The following is a 16,996-nucleotide window of genomic DNA, read 5'->3' as shown; positions in this document are numbered from 1 at the left end:
ATTCTGAACGTAGGGAAGAATCTCTGCTAACTGAATTTTTTTGTTCAGAATCTTCAATACACGTCTTTTCGTTTTGAATGACATCGAAATGTCACACTGAGCGCAGTCGAAGTGTGTTTGAGTACTGAAACCTCTCTTGCTCTGCAAATTTCTTTTTCCTGTCAGTTTCTCTTTTCAATCTTTTGTCATTCTGAACATAGTGAAAAATCTCTGCTAACTGATTTTCTTTTGTTTAGATTCTTCGCTGCACTTCTTTTCGCTCTGAATGACAGCGAAATGTCACACTGCGCATAGTCGAAGTGTGCTTGAGTACCGAAACCTCTCATGCTCTGAAATTTTATGTCATTTCGACCAAAGGTAGAAATCTCTTTTGCTGGTTATTTTCTCATTTCACCTTTTGTCCATCTGAACGTAATGAAGAATCTCTGCTAACTGAATTTCTTTTGTTCAGATTCTTCGCTGCATTTCTTTTCGCTCTGAATGACAGCCGAATGTCACACTGAGCGCAGTCGAAGTGTGCTTGAGTACCGAAACCTTTCTTGCTCTGCAAATTTCTTTTTCTTGCCATTTTCTCTTTTCAACCTTTTGTCATTCTGAACATAGTGAAGAATCTCTGCTAACTGAATTTCTTTTGTTCAGAATCTTCATTACACGTCTTTTCGCTCTGAATGACAGCGAAATGTCTTACTGAGCGCTGTCGAAGTGTATATCTTAACTCCCCACACCCACTTTAAAACCGGTTTCCACCAGTCTGGGATCTGTCTTTGTAGCCTGCCTTGAGATCCATTTAATGTCCAGGGAAATATAACCAAGATCATACATCACCTTTCCAAAACACTTATAGATACCCCTGCTTCTGAGCGAGTATTTTTCAGCGACTTTAGGAAATAGAACGGTATCAAAAATATCTCCGTTTATGTCGTAAAAAGTACCAAAATACATGTATTTACCATTGGAGGTTCCTGTTTTTCTCGAGTTGACCAGATTCCCGTAGATCTCGACATCTCTACCAATATGGTCTTTTAAATCTTTAGCCATTACAGAATCTTTCACAGGTTCTTCTAAAAGCTCAAAATGACTGCAAAGCGGAAATCCCAGTAACTCCATCTGATCATAAGCTTCGATAAGGTTGGAATATTCAAATTCCGGAAGTTCAAAATCACGGTGCTGAGGTTTGAATAATAATGCCTGACTGCTTTTGGGTTTGCTGTTATGAAGTTTGAAATAGGCCTTCCACAGCAGTTCATGCTTATCTATTCCGGTAAATCGAAATGCATTGATCTTTAATAATAAGCTTAACTGTTCAATAGAAATATAGATGCGGTCTATAAAATCATCCATGGACTTGAAAGAACCGAAGAACTGCCTGTTCTCCAGGATCTGCTGAACGGTTTTAACCTCCAGTTCTTTAATGTAACCGAACCCCAGGTAGATATCTTTTCCGTAGATGGTATTAGGGTGATCACTTTTGTTGATACAAGGTGCATGAATTTTGCCTCCGCATTTTCTTATTTCCTGAATATAGGTCTGCAAATCGTAAAAACCACCTCCGTTATTAATAGCCGCAACCATAAATTCCAGCGGAAAGTATTTCTTTAAATATAAACTCTGGTAGCTCTCTACCGCATAGGAAGCGGAATGCCCTTTGGGAAAAGCATAACCCGCAAAAGAGGAGATTTGTTCCCAGACCTCACTGGTAAGTTCCTCGCTGTAGCCTTTTTCCTTGCAGTTCTTTCTAAAGGTCTTTTCGATCTTCTCCATCTGTCCTTTAGAGGTTTTCTTTCCGCTCATCCCACGCCGAAGCACATCGGCATCATCCAGATCCAGCCCGGCGAAGATGTGCGCTACCTTCATTACATCTTCCTGGTAGACCATGACTCCATAAGTGTCTTCCATGATCTTATACATTACCGGATGCGCCTGTTTTCGTAGCTCAGGATCACGATGTCGCCTGATGAATTCTTCTTTCATCCCTGCGCTGGAAACACCGGGCCGTATTACCGAGCTGGCTGCAACCAGGTTCATATAATTGTCTGTTTGCAGGCGGGTAAGTAATCCGCGCATGGCCGGTGACTCCACATAGAACACTCCCATACAATCCCCTACTTTTAATAGCTCATTGATCGCAGGATCTTCTTTAAAGGCGTAAATATTCTCTATATCCTCGATCTCTGCATCGGGCTGATTCTGTTTTATGATCTCAATGGCATCAGTAATCTTGGAAAGTCCGCGCTGAGCCAGGATATCGAATTTATGAATACCTACATCTTCGGCGATATTCATATCTATCTGAATGGTTTGAAAACCCTTGGGAGGCAGGAACGTCCCGGCATAGTTGAAGACCGAATCGTTCAGAATAAGGATTCCGCCGGAATGAACGCTAAGATAATTAGGGAAGCCTTCAATAAGCCGGCTGTATTGTAATACCAGTTTTTCCAGGTGGTCCAGCTGGCTATATTCAAAAAAACCTGAGGATAGTTTATCGATATTCTCTTTTGGCAGACCGAACACCTTTCCCAGTTCCCTGGCCACCGCTCTGCTTTTAAAGGTCACATAAGTACCCATCAGGGCGGTGTTTTTATAGGTTCTGAAGATATAATCGGTTACATCATTCCGGTCTTTCCATGAGAAATCTATGTCAAAATCGGGAGGAGAACTCCGGTTAGGATTTATAAAGCGTTCAAAATAAAGATCGAGTTCTATGGGGTCTACATTGGTAATTCCCAAAATATAAGCCACGACGGAGTTTGCTCCACTGCCACGACCAACGAAAGGGTATCTTTTGGAGCGGGCATAATTTACAATGTCCAGATTGATCAGAAAGTAGGAAACGAATCCTAGCTTGATAATGGTATCCAGTTCCTTTTTTAACCGGGCACAGACTTTTTCATCTGCATCGGGATATTTTTCAGGAAGTTTTTGATAGCAGAGGCTGGTTAATTTGTGTATATCTTCTTCAGGGCTTTTCCCGGCTACCAAGAGATTACGGTTCTGCCCGCGACCAAATTCGAAATCCACATTACAGGAATCCATGAGTTTTTGAGTATTCTTCAGAATGTGGGGGAAATCTTCAAATTCTTTTCTGAGTTCAGTTTCCGGGATCATTTGATGGGAAAATGAACCCTGCTCAGTCTCGGGAAGTTTACTTAGCAGGGTGTTATTATCTATTGCCCTTAACAGCCGGTGGGCGTTATGATCTTTTTTACTGCGGAAACTTACCGTTTGTAATACCACCAGTTTATCTTCCAGTTTGCGGTATGCCGAAAACTTCAATTTTCTCAGGTTATCTATAGAAATTCCTATGAACTCATTGCTTCTAAAATCTGTCTTCTTTAAAGCAGTTATTTTTTCAAAAGGATAAATAATAAAAGAGTCGGGCAGGAGGGGAGCTTCTGCTTCAAATTCCTTTTTCTGATGAAGATGTTGGGAGAGGTGTTTATTCAACTGATGGAACCCTGCATTATTTTTAGCAATACCAATATATTGCTGGTCTGCTCCATTTCTGAAGTCGATCCCGACAAGCGGTTTAATATCAGTTTCCTTATTTATTTTGATGAATTCCAGGCAGGCTGAAGTATTGTTAATATCTGTAACAGCCAGTTGTTTTATTCTATTTTTCCGCGCAAGTTCACAGAGTTCTTTTACCGAAAATGTTCCGTAGCGTAAAGAGTAATATGTGTGACAGTTTAAGTACATTTTTTAGTTCCCGGTTCTCAGTTTGCAGTCCCAGTTTTTTGTCATTCTGAACGTAGTGAAGAGTCTCTCTTCATTCGAATTTTTGTTATTTAGATTCTTCGCTCCACTGCATTTCGCTCTGAATGACAACGAGATGTCATGCTATTCCGAAGCATTGGGAGTTTCAGCATCTGTTTAGACCATGAAACGAGTTCAGGGTGGCATTTTACTTCTTTTTGTCATTTCGGCCGGAGGGAGAAATCTCTTTGATGTGAGTCTTCTTAAACAGATTTCTCAGTCGCCTGCTCCTTCGAAATGACGGTTTACTTTTGTCATTCTGAACGTAGTGAAGAATCTCTCTTCATTCGAATTTTTGTTATTTAGATTCTTCGCTTCATTACATTCCGCTCTGAATGACAACGATATGTCATGCTGAGCGCAGTCGAAGGATGGCTTCTTTTTAAATTTTTAATTTGCTTTCTTTCCTTTTTCTTTTTCCATTGATGAAAAAGAAACAAAAAATCTAGTCTTCAGTTTCTTGTTCACCCATCACGCCTCGGAAGCTAAAAGAATTGAACTCCCTGCGGTCAGACAGCAATTCTTTTTTAACGCTTCTTTCACCTACGGGTCCCGAAGTCGAAACTGAGGACGTTCCAAAACCTTCATTCCGTCATGCTGTCCCGAAGCATCGGGAGTTTTAGTATCTGTTGAGACCCTGAAACGAGTTCAGGGTGACATTTTACTTCTTTTTGTCATTTCGGCTGGAGGGAGAAATCTCTTTGATGTGAGGCTTTTTAAACAGATTTCTCAGTCGCCTGCTCCTTCGAAATGACGGTATACTTTTGTCATTCTGAACGTAGTGAAGAATCTCTCTTTATCCGAATTTCTGTTGTTTAGATTCTTCGCTTCATTACATTCCGCTTTGAATGACAACCAGCTGTCATGCTGAGCGCAGTCGAAGCATTACATTATCAATTTTCAATTCTCCATTTTCAATTATTTATTGTTTCCTATGCGCCAGTACTACCGGAGGTTCGCCATTAAAAGGATTTCCCATCCTGCCAATCGTTTTTGCTCCCATCGAAGTGGCCCGCATCACACTATGCTCCCCAAAGCGATTCTTGATCTTATCCAGCGAATTATAAAGGTTCAGCATCTCTTCTGAATCGTCAAAAAGATTGATCTGGTAATGCCCGCCTACGAGTCCGCTGAAACGCACCCCGATCAACCTGATAAGCAACCTCCTGGTATACAGCTGCCGGAATAACTCTTCCACTTTCGGTATAAGAATATGATCGGCGCTGGTATAGGGAATCTTCACCTGCTTGCTGTATGTTTGAAAATCTGAATACCTGATCTTGACACTCACATTGGAGGTGAGTTTGTCCCCGCGCCTTAGCTGGTAGGCAAGGCTTTCGGCCATGGCCACTAGCGTACCGTGTAAACGAATCATGTCTATAGTATCCCGGTTAAAAGTGCGCTCGGTAGAAATGGACTTTCGCTCATGGAAAGGAATGATCGGTGGATTATCAATTCCGTGGGCTCTTTTCCAGATAGTGCGTCCGTTCTTGCCCAGTACACTTTCCAGCACCTCTACGGGCATCTTTTGTATGGTCTCAATTCTTCGCACTCCCAGGTTGAGCAGTTTCTGGAAGGTCTTGTTTCCTATCATGGGAATTTTATTCACGGCTAGCGGAGCCAGGAAACTTTTTTCAGTGCCTGCTTCGATGATCTTTTGCGCATAAGGTTTTCCCTCACCGGTCGCGATCTTGGATACCACTTTGTTTTGTGAAAGTCCGAAAGAGATTGGTAAATGGGTTTCTTTTAGAATAGTTTCCTGCAGTTCTTTAGCGAACTGGGTGATCCCAAAAAAACGGTCCATCCCGGTGAGATCTGCATAGAATTCATCTACGCTGGCCTTCTCAAAAGAGGGCACTTTACTACGGATGATCTCGGTCACTTCATGGGAGAATTTGGTATAGGTGGAAGCATTCCCTTTAATGACCACAGACTGCGGACAAAGCTGCCGCGCTACTTTCATGGCCATTCCCGAATGCACGCCGAATTTCCGGGTTTCATAGCTGCAGGCTGCAACCACCCCGCGGTCTCCCAGCCCGCCTACAATAAGCGGTTTGTTATTTAATTTTGAATCCAGGCGCCTTTCTGCCGACACAAAAAAAGTATCCAGATCCAGGTGAATAATAGACTTTACATTTTTCATAAATAGGAATAATTCCTTTTAATTGGAAATATTCCAAAATTATGAAATTATTCCGGATGATGAGGTTGAGGGAGCGTTAAAAGAAAGGTGAATTTTTTAGATCATCCAGAAACCTAGAGCAGGCCTTTGTTTTTGAGATCATCAAAAATAAGATGATCTACGAAAGAGCTTTCAGATCTTCTTGAGTATGGAAAAAATTCCAGTTTTTCAATTTCAGATGCGGCCGTGAGATCGCCAGTAAATTCAGCGGTATAACAGGTCATTCTTACGATGGTACCCTCCGGGTGTTCATGGGCCTGAGCTTCAAAAACCCCATATTTTTTTATGCTATTAGGAATAATTTGGACCGATAGTTCCTCATTAACTTCTCTGGATAAGGCTTCCAGATCTGACTCAGAATTCTCTCTTTTTCCTCCGGGAATATACCAGGTCGTTTTTCCTTTACTTAGGCTCATTATTATCTTTTTGTCCTGGATATAGATATAGGCGAGTTTGTCGATGTATGTTTTCATTAATCTTTTTAAAGTTTTCCTACAATTGATCAAGTTTGAAATGCGTAATAATCTACGAAATTGCAATTCGTCTATTCTGATTTTGAATAGATCTAATCTCCTTCCTTCATCGATAAATCTTCTTCGCTTAACGATTTTAACGCTTGTTGTTGGGTTTTTGAAGTAAGTAAGAGGTAGTTCGTTTTTTAATTTTTGTACCTTGAAAAATCTAACCAATACCAAAAACTATGAAGGATTCTTCCGGAAAACGCAATTTGGTAAAGAAATATGTGGCAGATTTCGTCTTTTCAGAAAAGACTCGTTTTGTGCTAGACGGTACCAATTATCAGGTCTCAAGTGATGAGCCCGGCGGCAAATTTATCAAGTTTAGACTTGAAAAGAGTAAAACAGAAAAAAAACGAAAACTGGTCTTTAAAGTCATTTATAAAATGATGAAGAACTTCCAGTCTTCACTCAACTAATAAAAAGCTCTTTCAAATAGAAAGAGCTTTTGTTTTTTTACCGAGCATAACTGTATTATTGATCTTCAGGCATTTCACTATCGCTGTTATCTTCCGGGCTGCCCGCAATATTTAATACCTGTAGTTTCCAGTCGTTATTTACCCTTTTCCAGATGAGGGTATAGGAACCTCCGTAAACGTTATTCAAAGTATCACTTTTCATCCCGTGACTGTAAGTGCCCGCCTCATAGGCAACTTCAGCGCTGGAATATTTCACTTCGGGATTTGTCTTCAAGCCTTTCATCATCGGGGCAGCATTCTTATACCAGGACCTTATGCTGTCCCGGTTCATAGGCATACCTTCCATATAAAGCATGGCATCATCTGAAGTTAAGGTGTCCAGTTCCCGGGGATTATTACGGTTCCAGGCATCGATCCATTGTTTGTTAGCCTCGGCAGGATCACGAAGTTCAGCCTGTGTGGCCATATCGTCTATTTCATCTGTTTCTTCCTTCTCCTCCTGGCAACTGCTGAATAGCAGCAATACAAATACGGGGAGTAACTTAAATAATTTCATAAATATTGGTTTGTGGTTATGCTTCAATTTACCTAAAAACCTGAAATCGGCTAAACAGCCCATCGGGTTTTGGATAAAAGTCAGTTTTTCAGGGTTTAAGGGTGTTATTGACTGATAATTAAAAAACAGGTATTTTAGATAGAAACACAGAACTATGGATCTAAAGGTTATTATTATCGGAATTTCTTTCATCTTTTTCTCCTGCGCCAGGTCTCAGGAAAAGAACGATTTCCGGCTGGTGGGAGGTCCCTGCGAAGGTTGTGAAGCCGTGCTTGAGTATGGAGGCCGCGATCTGAATCCGGTAGATACGCTTCCGGAATTCGCTTCCGCAGAAAATAAACTGAAGATCACCGGAACTATTTATGAAGCTGATGGTGAAACGCCTGCTGAAAATGTGGTGCTGTATATTCATCATACCAATGCAAAAGGAATTTATACAACCAAAGGAGATGAAAAAGACTGGGCTAAAAGGCATGGATATTTAAGAGGATGGATCAAGACCGGTAAGGATGGGCGCTATACTTTTTATACTCAGGTGCCGGGAAGTTATCCAGACGGAACTAATCCGGCGCATATCCACCCGATCATCCTGGAACCCGATGGGAAATATTACTATTTGTCCGCCTATTTTTTTAAAGGCGATCCATTGCTAGGGCAGGAGCATCAGGAAGATCCTCCCCGAGGCAGCGATGGAGTGGTAAAGCTGAAGCAGACCGATGGAATGGCTCTTATTGAAAGAGATTTTATTTTAGGTAAAGGCGTTCCTGGGTATCAATAAAAAGATCCGTTTAAAATTTTCAATTATCGTCATCCTGAACTTGATTCAGGATCTCTAAAGTAACTGAAAGATTTTTTTGTTTTCCCTAAGATAAGGTAAAGCGGAATTTAATTTTACTTACAGCGTCCCAAGAAGCTGATGCAAAGAAAAGCCCCGCTAATGGCGAGGCTTTTCTAATATTTAAAGTATCAGATCTAATATCTGACTAGTATCTGTAGTATTCAGGCTTATATGGTCCTTCAACGGTTACGCCGATATATTCAGCCTGATCCTGTCTTAGTTCAGTAAGCTCCACACCAATTCTTTCCAGGTGTAGTTTTGCTACTTTTTCATCTAAATGCTTAGGCAGCATATACACCTCGTTCTTATACTGGTCTGTATTCTTCCAAAGTTCTATTTGTGCTAAAGTCTGGTTCGTAAAAGAGTTACTCATTACAAAACTAGGGTGACCGGTAGCACAACCAAGGTTTACCAAACGACCTTCAGCAAGTAGGATGATATCTTTCCCGTTGATGGTATATTTATCAACCTGTGGCTTGATCTCTACTTTAGAATCTCCGTGTTTTTCATTCAACCAGGCAACCGCGATCTCATTATCAAAGTGACCAATATTCGCTACGATGGTCTTATCTTTCATGGCTTCAAAATGCTCAGCGCGAACGATATCTTTATTTCCTGTAGTTGTGATCACGATATCTGCTTTAGGAAGCACCGTTTCAAGTTTCTTAACCTCAAAACCATCCATGGCAGCCTGTAGCGCACAGATAGGATCGATTTCGGTAACAGTTACGATAGAACCAGCTCCTTTAAAAGATTGAGCCGTTCCTTTACCAACATCACCATATCCACATACAACCACACGTTTCCCGGCAAGCATCACATCTGTTGCACGACGAATCGCATCTACTGCACTCTCGCGGCATCCGTATTTATTATCAAATTTAGACTTGGTCACAGAGTCGTTAACATTGATCGCAGGCATAGGAAGAGTTCCGTTCTTCATGCGCTCATATAATCTGTGAACCCCAGTTGTAGTCTCTTCAGAAAGTCCCTTAATACCTTTTCCAAGCTCAGGATATTCATCCAAAACCATATTGGTAAGATCCCCACCATCATCAAGGATCATATTCAGTGGTTTACGCTCTTCTCCAAAAAACAGGGTTTGCTCGATACACCAGTTAAATTCCTCTTCTGTCATTCCTTTCCACGCATAGACCGGAATTCCGGCAGCAGCAATTGCCGCAGCAGCGTGATCCTGGGTAGAGAAAATATTACATGAACTCCAGGTAACCTCTGCTCCAAGTTCCACAAGAGTCTCGATAAGCACAGCGGTCTGGATCGTCATATGCAAACATCCCGCGATTCTCGCTCCTTTCAAAGGTTTGGAAGCTCCATACTCTTCACGAAGCGCCATAAGACCGGGCATTTCTGCTTCGGCTAATTCTATTTCACGGCGTCCATATTCTGCAAGCTCAATATCTTTTACTTTATAGGCGGTATACGGTACTGTTTTAGTTGACATATTATTATATTTGAATATTAGCAATTTTATGCTTGCAAAAATAAGGAAAAGCTTAGAAATTTTATGCCTCTTTTTAAAACAATAACAGTTGATGAACGTACTAAAGTCTTCATTTGGAAGGTTGAAGAATCTCTGGAATGGCTTTCTGAAGGTATCGATTTAACTGAACATTGTCGCCGCAGAGTAGATGGAATGAAATCTGAAATTCATCGCCGGGGCTTTATGAGCATCAGGCATTTACTGGCCGAGGCCGGTTATACAGATCATGACCTCTATTATGATGAGCAGGGCAAACCACATTTAAAAGACGATAGTTATATTTCTATTACCCATTCCTTCAATTTCACGGCGATTATTGTGAGTAATAAAGATGTAGGGATAGATATTGAAAAACAGCGCGAAAAGATCCTTAAGATCGCCAATAAATTCACTCCTTTGTCTGAATATCATACCCTCGCCAATGAAGAAGCATTGATTAGGAAATTGACCATTGTTTGGGGGGCAAAGGAATCTGTCTATAAGTTGATTGCCCAGCCCGGAGTTGGTTTTCTACAACATATCAATGTTCTGGATTTCGATTTTGAAGATTCCAAGACCAAAACTCACGTGAGGTATAACGGTCTGGATAACTGGTATGATGTGAAATTTCTTGAATTTGAAAACTTCACCTGTGTGTATGCCATGCCTTCCAACTCTAAAGCGAAAGCCTGATGATCGAAGTCCAAAGTTATCTCAGGGAGATCCGGGAGGCAGTTCTTGAAAACCGTAAGTTACTGGCTATTCTTATAGACCCGGACAAATTCAAGGAGACAGAGGCTGCAGACTTTATTAATAACCTACCTGCAGAGACTACCCATATTCTGGTTGGGGGAAGTACAGTTGAGCCGGGCCAGACCTGTAATGTGGTGAAAGCGATCAAGAATCTCTGCGGATTGCCGGTAATTTTATTTCCCGGCGACCATAGTCAGATTTCTGCCTATGCTGATGCTTTGCTTTTTTTAAGTCTTATCTCTGGAAGAAATCCTGAATTTTTGATCGAGCAACAAGTACGTTCTGTAGAGAAAATTAAAAATACAGATCTGGAAATAATCCCCACAGGATATATTCTCATTGATGGCGGGAATGAAACCTCTGTTCAAAAGGTAAGTAATACCGTTCCCCTGGCCCAGACTGAAATTCAGCAAATTGTCAATACTGCCCTGGCCGGTCAATACTCAGGTAAAAAACTGATCTATCTTGAAGCGGGCAGCGGCGCAAAATTCCCGGTTTCTCCTGAAATTATTAAAACGGTTAAATCCAGTTTAAAAATTCCGCTGATTGTAGGTGGGGGTATTCGCAGTAAAAGGCTGTTACAAAAAGCTTATAATGCCGGTGCTGATCTTGTGGTGATCGGGACTGCTTTTGAGGATGGGACTTTTGATTAATAGTTCTTCGACAGGCTCAGTTCAACAACTGAGGGTTATCCTGAGCGCAGTCGAAGCATGTTCTTCCTTTTTTGTCATTTCGACCGCAGGGAGAAATCTCAACCTTGAAACTTCTTCACTTCATTCACAGTTACGCAAAACAGATTTCTCAGTCGCTTCATTCCTTCGAAATGACAGGTAGACTAAATTGCACTTCGACAGGCTCAGTGCAGCAATTGAATGTCATCCTGAGCGCAGTCGAAGGATACTTTTCAAATGACGAAAAATAAGCAGAAACACTCCTATCAATTCTGGGAATAATAATCTTAAATTAGGAAGGTCTAACACCTAATCAATAAGTTATGAAATCTGAAAATCCGGTGGTGTGGTTTGAGATCTATGTGAACGACTTAGATCGCGCAAAATCTTTTTATGAAAAAGTCTTTAAAACAGAATTATCTCCATTGGGCGATCCTACGGAAGACAATTTACAAATGCTTGCATTTCCTGGGGATATGGACTCCAAAGGAAAGACTTCCGGAGCCCTGGTTCATGTTAAGGAAGTGAAAGCCGGCGGAAATAGTACAATCGTCTATTTTGGGAGTGAAGATTGCAGCGTTGAAGAAGCCAGAGTAGAAGACGCTGGAGGGGAGCTGGTAAGACCAAAAATGTCTATTGGAGAATATGGCTTTATTAGTCTTGCTAAGGACAGCGAAGGAAATATGATCGGCATCCATTCTATGAAATAGAAGTATACTTCGACAGGTTCAATACAAAAATTTCGTCCCCCTGAACTTGTTTCAGGGTCTTTAATAGGATGCTGAAACTCCCGATGCTTCGGGACAGCATGACGTGAATTATAGAAATATCATCTTAAGCGGAGTCGAAGGATGCTTTCCTTCTTCATTCGACCGCAGGGAGAAATCTCCATGAAGAGAGAAGCTGGATACAGATTTCTCAGTCGCTTTTCTCTTTCGAAATGACAGGTAGACTAAATTGCACTTCGACAAGCTCAGTGCAACAAAAATCCGTCACCCTGAATTTATTTCAGGGTCTCTACAGATGCTGAAACTCCCGATGCTTTGGGACAGCATGCCGTAAATCATAGAAATATTATCTTAAGCGGAGTCGAAGGATGCTTTCCTTCTTCATTCGACCGCAGCGAGAAATCTCCATGAAGAGAAGCCAAATACAGATTTCTCAGTCGCTTTTCTCTTTCGAAATGACAGGTAGACTAAATTGCACTTCGACAGGCTCAGTGCAACAAAAATCCGTCACCCTGAATTTATTTCAGGGTCACTACAGATGCTGAAACTCTCGATTCTTCGAGACAGCATGCCGTAAATCATAGAAATATTATCTTAAGCGGAGTCGAAGGTTGGTATATAAATCCAAGTATCAATTTGCAATTGTCCTCACTCAATTATATTATTTCCTTAGAGATTTGGCTAACTTTGGATGGAAAACAGAGATCAATGAAAATTTCAGTAGAACTAACCCTAACTCCATTGCAGGATGATTACGAACCTGCGATCATCGATTTTATAAAAAAAATTAGAGAATCAGGGCTTACCGTGAAGGAGAACCCTTTGAGTACTCAGGTATATGGTAATTATGATGAGGTGATGGGACTATTAAATAAAGAGATCAAAAATGCATTTGAAGCCATAGACCGCGGGCTTATTTATATTAAAATCGTAAAATCTGACCGTAGCCAGTATGCAGCCGATTTTTGATTTTTTCTTTGAGCAATATTCCGGTTACCGCACACTTTTTATAATCCTGGAGATCATTGCGGTGATTTTCGGATTTTTATCGGTCTGGTTTTCCAAACAGAATAATATTCTGGTATACCCAACCGGTATAGTTAGCACTATCATCTTTGTATATCTACTCTGGCAATGGCAATTGCTAGGGGATATGATGATCAATGCCTACTATTTTACCATGAGTATTTATGGCTGGTATATCTGGACCAGGAAAGTAGACCCTGAACATTATACCCCTATTACCAGTACCAACAGGAGAGAGCAAATTCAATCTGTTTTCATATTTATAGGGACATTGATCTTTGTTTTTGCCGTTTACGAGTGGTTTGATAAATGGAATAATTGGACAGCCTATATAGATACGGTAACCACCGCCATATTCTTTGTTGGGATGTGGTTAATGGCAAAGCGGAAACTTGAGAACTGGATTTACTGGATCATTGGAGATATTATTTCTGTACCATTATATTTTTATAAAGGCCTTACCTTTACAAGCCTGCAATATCTTGTATTTACTATAATTGCTGTATTTGGCTACCTGGCATGGAAGAAAAACTTACGCAACGACCTGCGTCCTGCATTAGAATAGTCCTGTTTGGACCAGAATCTACCGGAAAGACCACTCTTTCTGAAGACCTGGCGAGGCATTATGATGAGCCATTGGTTAAAGAATATATGCGGGAATATCTGCAGGAGGTATGGGATGCTGAAAAGCGTAGCTGTGAACCTAAAGATCTAATTCCAATAGCACAGGGGCAGATCCAGGCCGAAAACCGCCTTTCTGCAACGGCAAAAAAACTACTTATTTGCGATACAAATCTTCTGGAATTAAAGGTTTATTCTGAAGCTTATTACGATGGGTATTGCAACCCATTACTTCTTAAACATGCGTTAAACCACTATTACGATCTCTACATTTTAACGTATATTGACGTTCCCTGGACTCCGGATGATTTAAGGGATAAGCCTCACGATCGGGAGGGCATGTTCCACAGATTTCAGGATACGCTGGATCGATACCAAAAACCTTATTTTATTTCGAAAGGAAACAGGAAAGAGCGTTTAGAATACGCAGTGAAAAAAATTGACCAATTAATAAAAAATCGAAATCGTGAATTTTAGTGAGAAGGATATTCTGCAAATAGAAGAAAAAAGAATTGCTACGAATGAAGTGGAAGAGCAGATAGGGATCTTTAAACGAGGCAATATTAAAGTAAATATTACAGAAGCCGCCACCATAGGTAATGGGATTAGCCAGGTGGATTCGGCAGAGAAAAGAGAACTTATAGATTATTACAATGAGGCCAGAGAAAATCATAGCATTATAAAATTTGTACCCGCTTCTGGCGCGGCCTCCAGGATGTTTAAGGCTTTACATAATTTCAACGATAATTTTAATCCTGAAAAACATGAATTAAGAGAGTACCTGGATAGTACAGGCGACTCCGATCTTCGACGATTTTTTAATCATATAGAACAATTACCATTTTATGAACATGCCTTAAAAAAAGCGAAGGAAAATCATTCTGAATATGATGATATTTCTCACGATGCCAGGTATAAAGTTTTGGTGAAAACCATTCTGGAACCTGATGGCTTGTATTTAAGCAACCTGCCTAAAGGGCTGGTGCCTTTTCATAAATATCAATTACATATAGCTACCGCATTTGAAGAGCATTTACTTGAAGCTGCTAATTATGCTGAGGTAGACGGCGTGGCTAAACTACATTTTACCGTAGCCCAGGGCGACAGGGAGAAATTTGAAAATGAATGGCGCGAGATCCGGGAGCGGGTAGAGGAAAAAACGGGGATAAAATTTGAGATCGGCTATTCTTACCAGGATCCTAAAACAGATACCATTGCCGTTGATAAAGACTTCGAACCCTTCAGAACAGAGGATGGAGAACTTTTCTTTAGACCTGGTGGTCATGGTGCATTGATTGAAAATTTAAACCAACTTGACGAAGAGATCGTTTTTATAAAAAATATAGATAACGTAGTGACTGAAGATGCACTGCAGAACGTAGTAGATCATAAAAAAATGCTGGCAGGGAAATTACTTAAAACCCGGCAAAAAATTCACGGATATCTTGAGGCACTTGAAAAAGGGAATGTACCATCAGATAAATTGGATGAGATCCAGGATTTTGTAAAAGAAGAACTTTATATCAGGAACGTTTCTAATCAGGATCTGTTCGTGGAATATTTGAAAGATAAGCTAAACCGGCCTCTACGCGTGTGCGGAATGGTGAAAAATGAAGGAGAACCGGGTGGAGGACCCTTCCTGGTAAAAGATAAGAATGGCGAGATTTCCCTCCAGATCATTGAAGGAGCACAAATAGATGATGAAAATCCTGAGCAGGCCAGAACAGCCAGGGAAGCCACCCATTTTAATCCCGTAGATATTGTTTGCAGTCTTAAGGATCATAAGGGCGAAAGTTATGATCTCCACGAATATGTAGATGAGGAAATGAGCTTTATTGCTGATAAAACCAAGGATGGCAAGCCTTTAAAAGCACTCGAGCGTCCGGGATTATGGAATGGAGGTATGGCGAAATGGAATACCATTTTTGTTGAAGTGCCTGTGGAGACTTTTAATCCGGTAAAAACAGTATCAGATCTATTGAAAGAATCTCATCAGCCGCGATAAGATGAATGAAGAGGTCCTGTTTAAGGAACTGGATTACAAAGCAGTAAGAAGCTCCGGACCCGGAGGCCAGCATGCTAATAAGACTTCTACTAAAGTAGAACTGAGCTTTGATGTGGAAAATTCTGAAGGTTTATCTAACGAGGAAAAAATTCTTATTCAGAAAAAACTGGCTGCAAGGATCAATAAAGAAGGAATTCTGAAGCTTACTAATGAAGACTCCAGAAGCCAGCATAGCAACAAAGAAATTGTAACCAGAATTTTCATTTCAGAAGTCAGGCAGGCTTTAAAGAAACCGAGGCTCAGAAAAAAAACCAGACCAACCAGGGCATCGAAAATTAAAAGGCTAAAGGCGAAAAAACAAAAGTCTGAGATTAAGGCAAATAGGAAAAATCCTTTAAAATGAAATAATGGGGAATTTATACCCAGTTTTGAACCAGTTTCTACAGTTTTTGTGTGGAATTTATTTTGGCGGTATTTGGTCTTGAAAGGATAAATCCCTGTATTTCAAAGATAACTAAGCCACGAAGCAATTTTTTCACCTGTGGTATGATTTTTACAATGTATAAAGTAGGTTAGTATTGGGAATGGAATAAATTATAACTAACTAATTTATTCTGTTTTATAATTTAGATTTTCGGATTGAAAAGGCTCCTCTCAGGAGCCTTTTCTGTTTTCATTACTTTTTCTATTTCCTGAACTGGTTTTTCTGCTGTCAAATTCCCCAGTTATGGGTTGAGGATTCGACAATTTTCTACATAATTTTTTGTGAAATAAAAAGTGCAATCGCATATAAGCCCTTGATTTTGTTGCTGTTTATAATAAATGGATCAAAATGGCATAATTATTCTATTATAAAAGACAGAATCAATGATCAAAATGATCAATAAATAGAAGATTATGAAAAAGATAGTATGGAGTATGATGACTATTGGAGCTATGTTTTTTGCAACCCAAAATATACAGGCTCAGGAGGAGGAAATTGAAATGGAAACCGAAATGGAAATTGAGGATGTTCAGGACGAATTTACCAGTGTGGAGGTTGCAGCTCTGCCTCAGGCAGTGCAGGATGCAATAATCACAGATTATAACGATGCGATAGTTTCAGAAGCATGGGTGAAAACTACAGACGAAGCTATGGTTTACAAAATTAAACTCGATATCAAAGGTGAAACTAAAAAGGTATATATAGACCAGGATGGTAACTGGCTGGAAGATGAAGATTAATAAAAATTAGAGGATTAAGGTCCGGTAATAGAGAAACCAACTCTGCGGCAACAGATCAATGCGAGAGCTCAGTAGAAAGTATATCTACCCCGGTAAACTTGCAAAGAAGTGACTGTTTTCAGGATTTGTCCTGATTACAAACAACCAGAAACTAACACTAGAAAGGTCGCTTTTTTGCCTGTTTATCTTCAGGCGATTTGAAAATCTGTTAAATGGGAATTAGTT

The 16,996-nt window shown here is 40.4% G+C and carries 16 protein-coding genes; 11 read left to right on the top strand and 5 right to left on the bottom strand.

Translation table 11 applies throughout. From position 1 onward, the window contains the following. Positions 1 to 711: 711 nt before the first annotated feature. From FGM01_RS04710 to FGM01_RS04700, 3 genes are all read right to left on the bottom strand, one after another. Positions 712 to 3,696, bottom strand: coding sequence for a DNA polymerase III subunit alpha (locus FGM01_RS04710; protein ID WP_143409969.1), 2,985 nt, complete (start codon positions 3,694 to 3,696; stop codon positions 712 to 714). A 979-nt stretch (positions 3,697 to 4,675) separates the two neighbouring features. Next, a complete protein-coding gene (gene dinB / locus FGM01_RS04705) occupies positions 4,676 to 5,896 on the bottom strand; it encodes a DNA polymerase IV (RefSeq protein WP_143409968.1) in 1,221 nt (406 codons plus the stop codon). Positions 5,897 to 6,009: 113 nt separating this feature from the next. Further along, positions 6,010 to 6,408, bottom strand: coding sequence for an NUDIX hydrolase (locus FGM01_RS04700; RefSeq protein WP_143409967.1), 399 nt, complete (start codon positions 6,406 to 6,408; stop codon positions 6,010 to 6,012). Positions 6,409 to 6,635: 227 nt separating this feature from the next. Here FGM01_RS04700 and FGM01_RS04695 point away from each other — a divergent pair, with 227 nt between their 5' ends. Next, complete coding sequence (locus FGM01_RS04695) at positions 6,636 to 6,869, top strand: hypothetical protein (RefSeq protein ID WP_143409966.1); 234 nt, start codon at positions 6,636 to 6,638, stop codon at positions 6,867 to 6,869. A 55-nt stretch (positions 6,870 to 6,924) separates the two neighbouring features. Here the strand turns inward: FGM01_RS04695 and FGM01_RS04690 are convergent, their stop codons facing one another. Next, a complete protein-coding gene (locus FGM01_RS04690) occupies positions 6,925 to 7,425 on the bottom strand; it encodes a YybH family protein (protein WP_166435189.1) in 501 nt (166 codons plus the stop codon). Between the two features lie 154 nt (positions 7,426 to 7,579). Here FGM01_RS04690 and FGM01_RS04685 point away from each other — a divergent pair, with 154 nt between their 5' ends. Continuing rightward, the gene (locus tag FGM01_RS04685; RefSeq protein ID WP_143409964.1) at positions 7,580 to 8,203 is read left to right on the top strand and encodes a dioxygenase family protein; all 624 of its coding nucleotides are present in this window, start codon (positions 7,580 to 7,582) and stop codon (positions 8,201 to 8,203) included. Between the two features lie 205 nt (positions 8,204 to 8,408). Here FGM01_RS04685 and ahcY read toward each other — a convergent pair whose 3' ends face one another. Next, entirely contained in the window at positions 8,409 to 9,725 is a 1,317-nt protein-coding gene (gene ahcY / locus FGM01_RS04680; protein WP_143409963.1) for an adenosylhomocysteinase, read from the bottom strand. Between the two features lie 63 nt (positions 9,726 to 9,788). On the opposite strand from ahcY, the gene FGM01_RS04675 reads away from it, so the two are divergent. The 9 genes from FGM01_RS04675 to FGM01_RS04635 all read left to right on the top strand — a co-directional run bounded on the left by FGM01_RS04675 (position 9,789) and on the right by FGM01_RS04635 (position 16,771). Beyond that, positions 9,789 to 10,436, top strand: a complete 648-nt coding sequence (locus tag FGM01_RS04675) for a 4'-phosphopantetheinyl transferase family protein (RefSeq protein ID WP_143409962.1) — start codon at positions 9,789 to 9,791, stop codon at positions 10,434 to 10,436. After that, the gene (locus FGM01_RS04670; RefSeq protein ID WP_143409961.1) at positions 10,436 to 11,149 is read left to right on the top strand and encodes a phosphoglycerol geranylgeranyltransferase; all 714 of its coding nucleotides are present in this window, start codon (positions 10,436 to 10,438) and stop codon (positions 11,147 to 11,149) included. The genes FGM01_RS04675 and FGM01_RS04670 overlap by 1 nt, the downstream gene beginning before the upstream one ends. Positions 11,150 to 11,490: 341 nt before the next feature. Beyond that, a complete protein-coding gene (locus FGM01_RS04665) occupies positions 11,491 to 11,877 on the top strand; it encodes a VOC family protein (protein ID WP_143409960.1) in 387 nt (128 codons plus the stop codon). A 726-nt stretch (positions 11,878 to 12,603) separates the two neighbouring features. Next, positions 12,604 to 12,864, top strand: coding sequence for a thiamine-binding protein (locus FGM01_RS04660; protein WP_143409959.1), 261 nt, complete (start codon positions 12,604 to 12,606; stop codon positions 12,862 to 12,864). Next, positions 12,848 to 13,486, top strand: coding sequence for a nicotinamide riboside transporter PnuC (pnuC, locus tag FGM01_RS04655; RefSeq protein WP_143409958.1), 639 nt, complete (start codon positions 12,848 to 12,850; stop codon positions 13,484 to 13,486). Before FGM01_RS04660 ends, pnuC begins: the two co-directional genes overlap by 17 nt. Then, on the top strand, positions 13,441 to 14,019 hold the full coding sequence (locus tag FGM01_RS04650; RefSeq protein WP_143409957.1) for an AAA family ATPase: 579 nt from the start codon (positions 13,441 to 13,443) through the stop codon (positions 14,017 to 14,019). Before pnuC ends, FGM01_RS04650 begins: the two co-directional genes overlap by 46 nt. Beyond that, positions 14,009 to 15,547, top strand: coding sequence for a DUF4301 family protein (locus tag FGM01_RS04645; protein ID WP_143409956.1), 1,539 nt, complete (start codon positions 14,009 to 14,011; stop codon positions 15,545 to 15,547). The genes FGM01_RS04650 and FGM01_RS04645 overlap by 11 nt, the downstream gene beginning before the upstream one ends. Position 15,548: 1 nt before the next feature. Beyond that, positions 15,549 to 15,950: an alternative ribosome rescue aminoacyl-tRNA hydrolase ArfB gene (gene arfB, locus FGM01_RS04640; protein WP_143409955.1), complete on the top strand. Its 402-nt coding sequence runs from the start codon at positions 15,549 to 15,551 to the stop codon at positions 15,948 to 15,950. Positions 15,951 to 16,444: 494 nt separating this feature from the next. Then, positions 16,445 to 16,771: a hypothetical protein gene (locus FGM01_RS04635; protein ID WP_143409954.1), complete on the top strand. Its 327-nt coding sequence runs from the start codon at positions 16,445 to 16,447 to the stop codon at positions 16,769 to 16,771. Positions 16,772 to 16,996: the final 225 nt, after the last annotated feature.

Origin of the sequence: Christiangramia sabulilitoris (assembly GCF_007050985.1) — a bacterium.
GTDB classification, from domain to species: domain Bacteria; phylum Bacteroidota; class Bacteroidia; order Flavobacteriales; family Flavobacteriaceae; genus Christiangramia; species Christiangramia sabulilitoris.
This window is presented reverse-complemented; position numbering and strand designations above follow the sequence as displayed.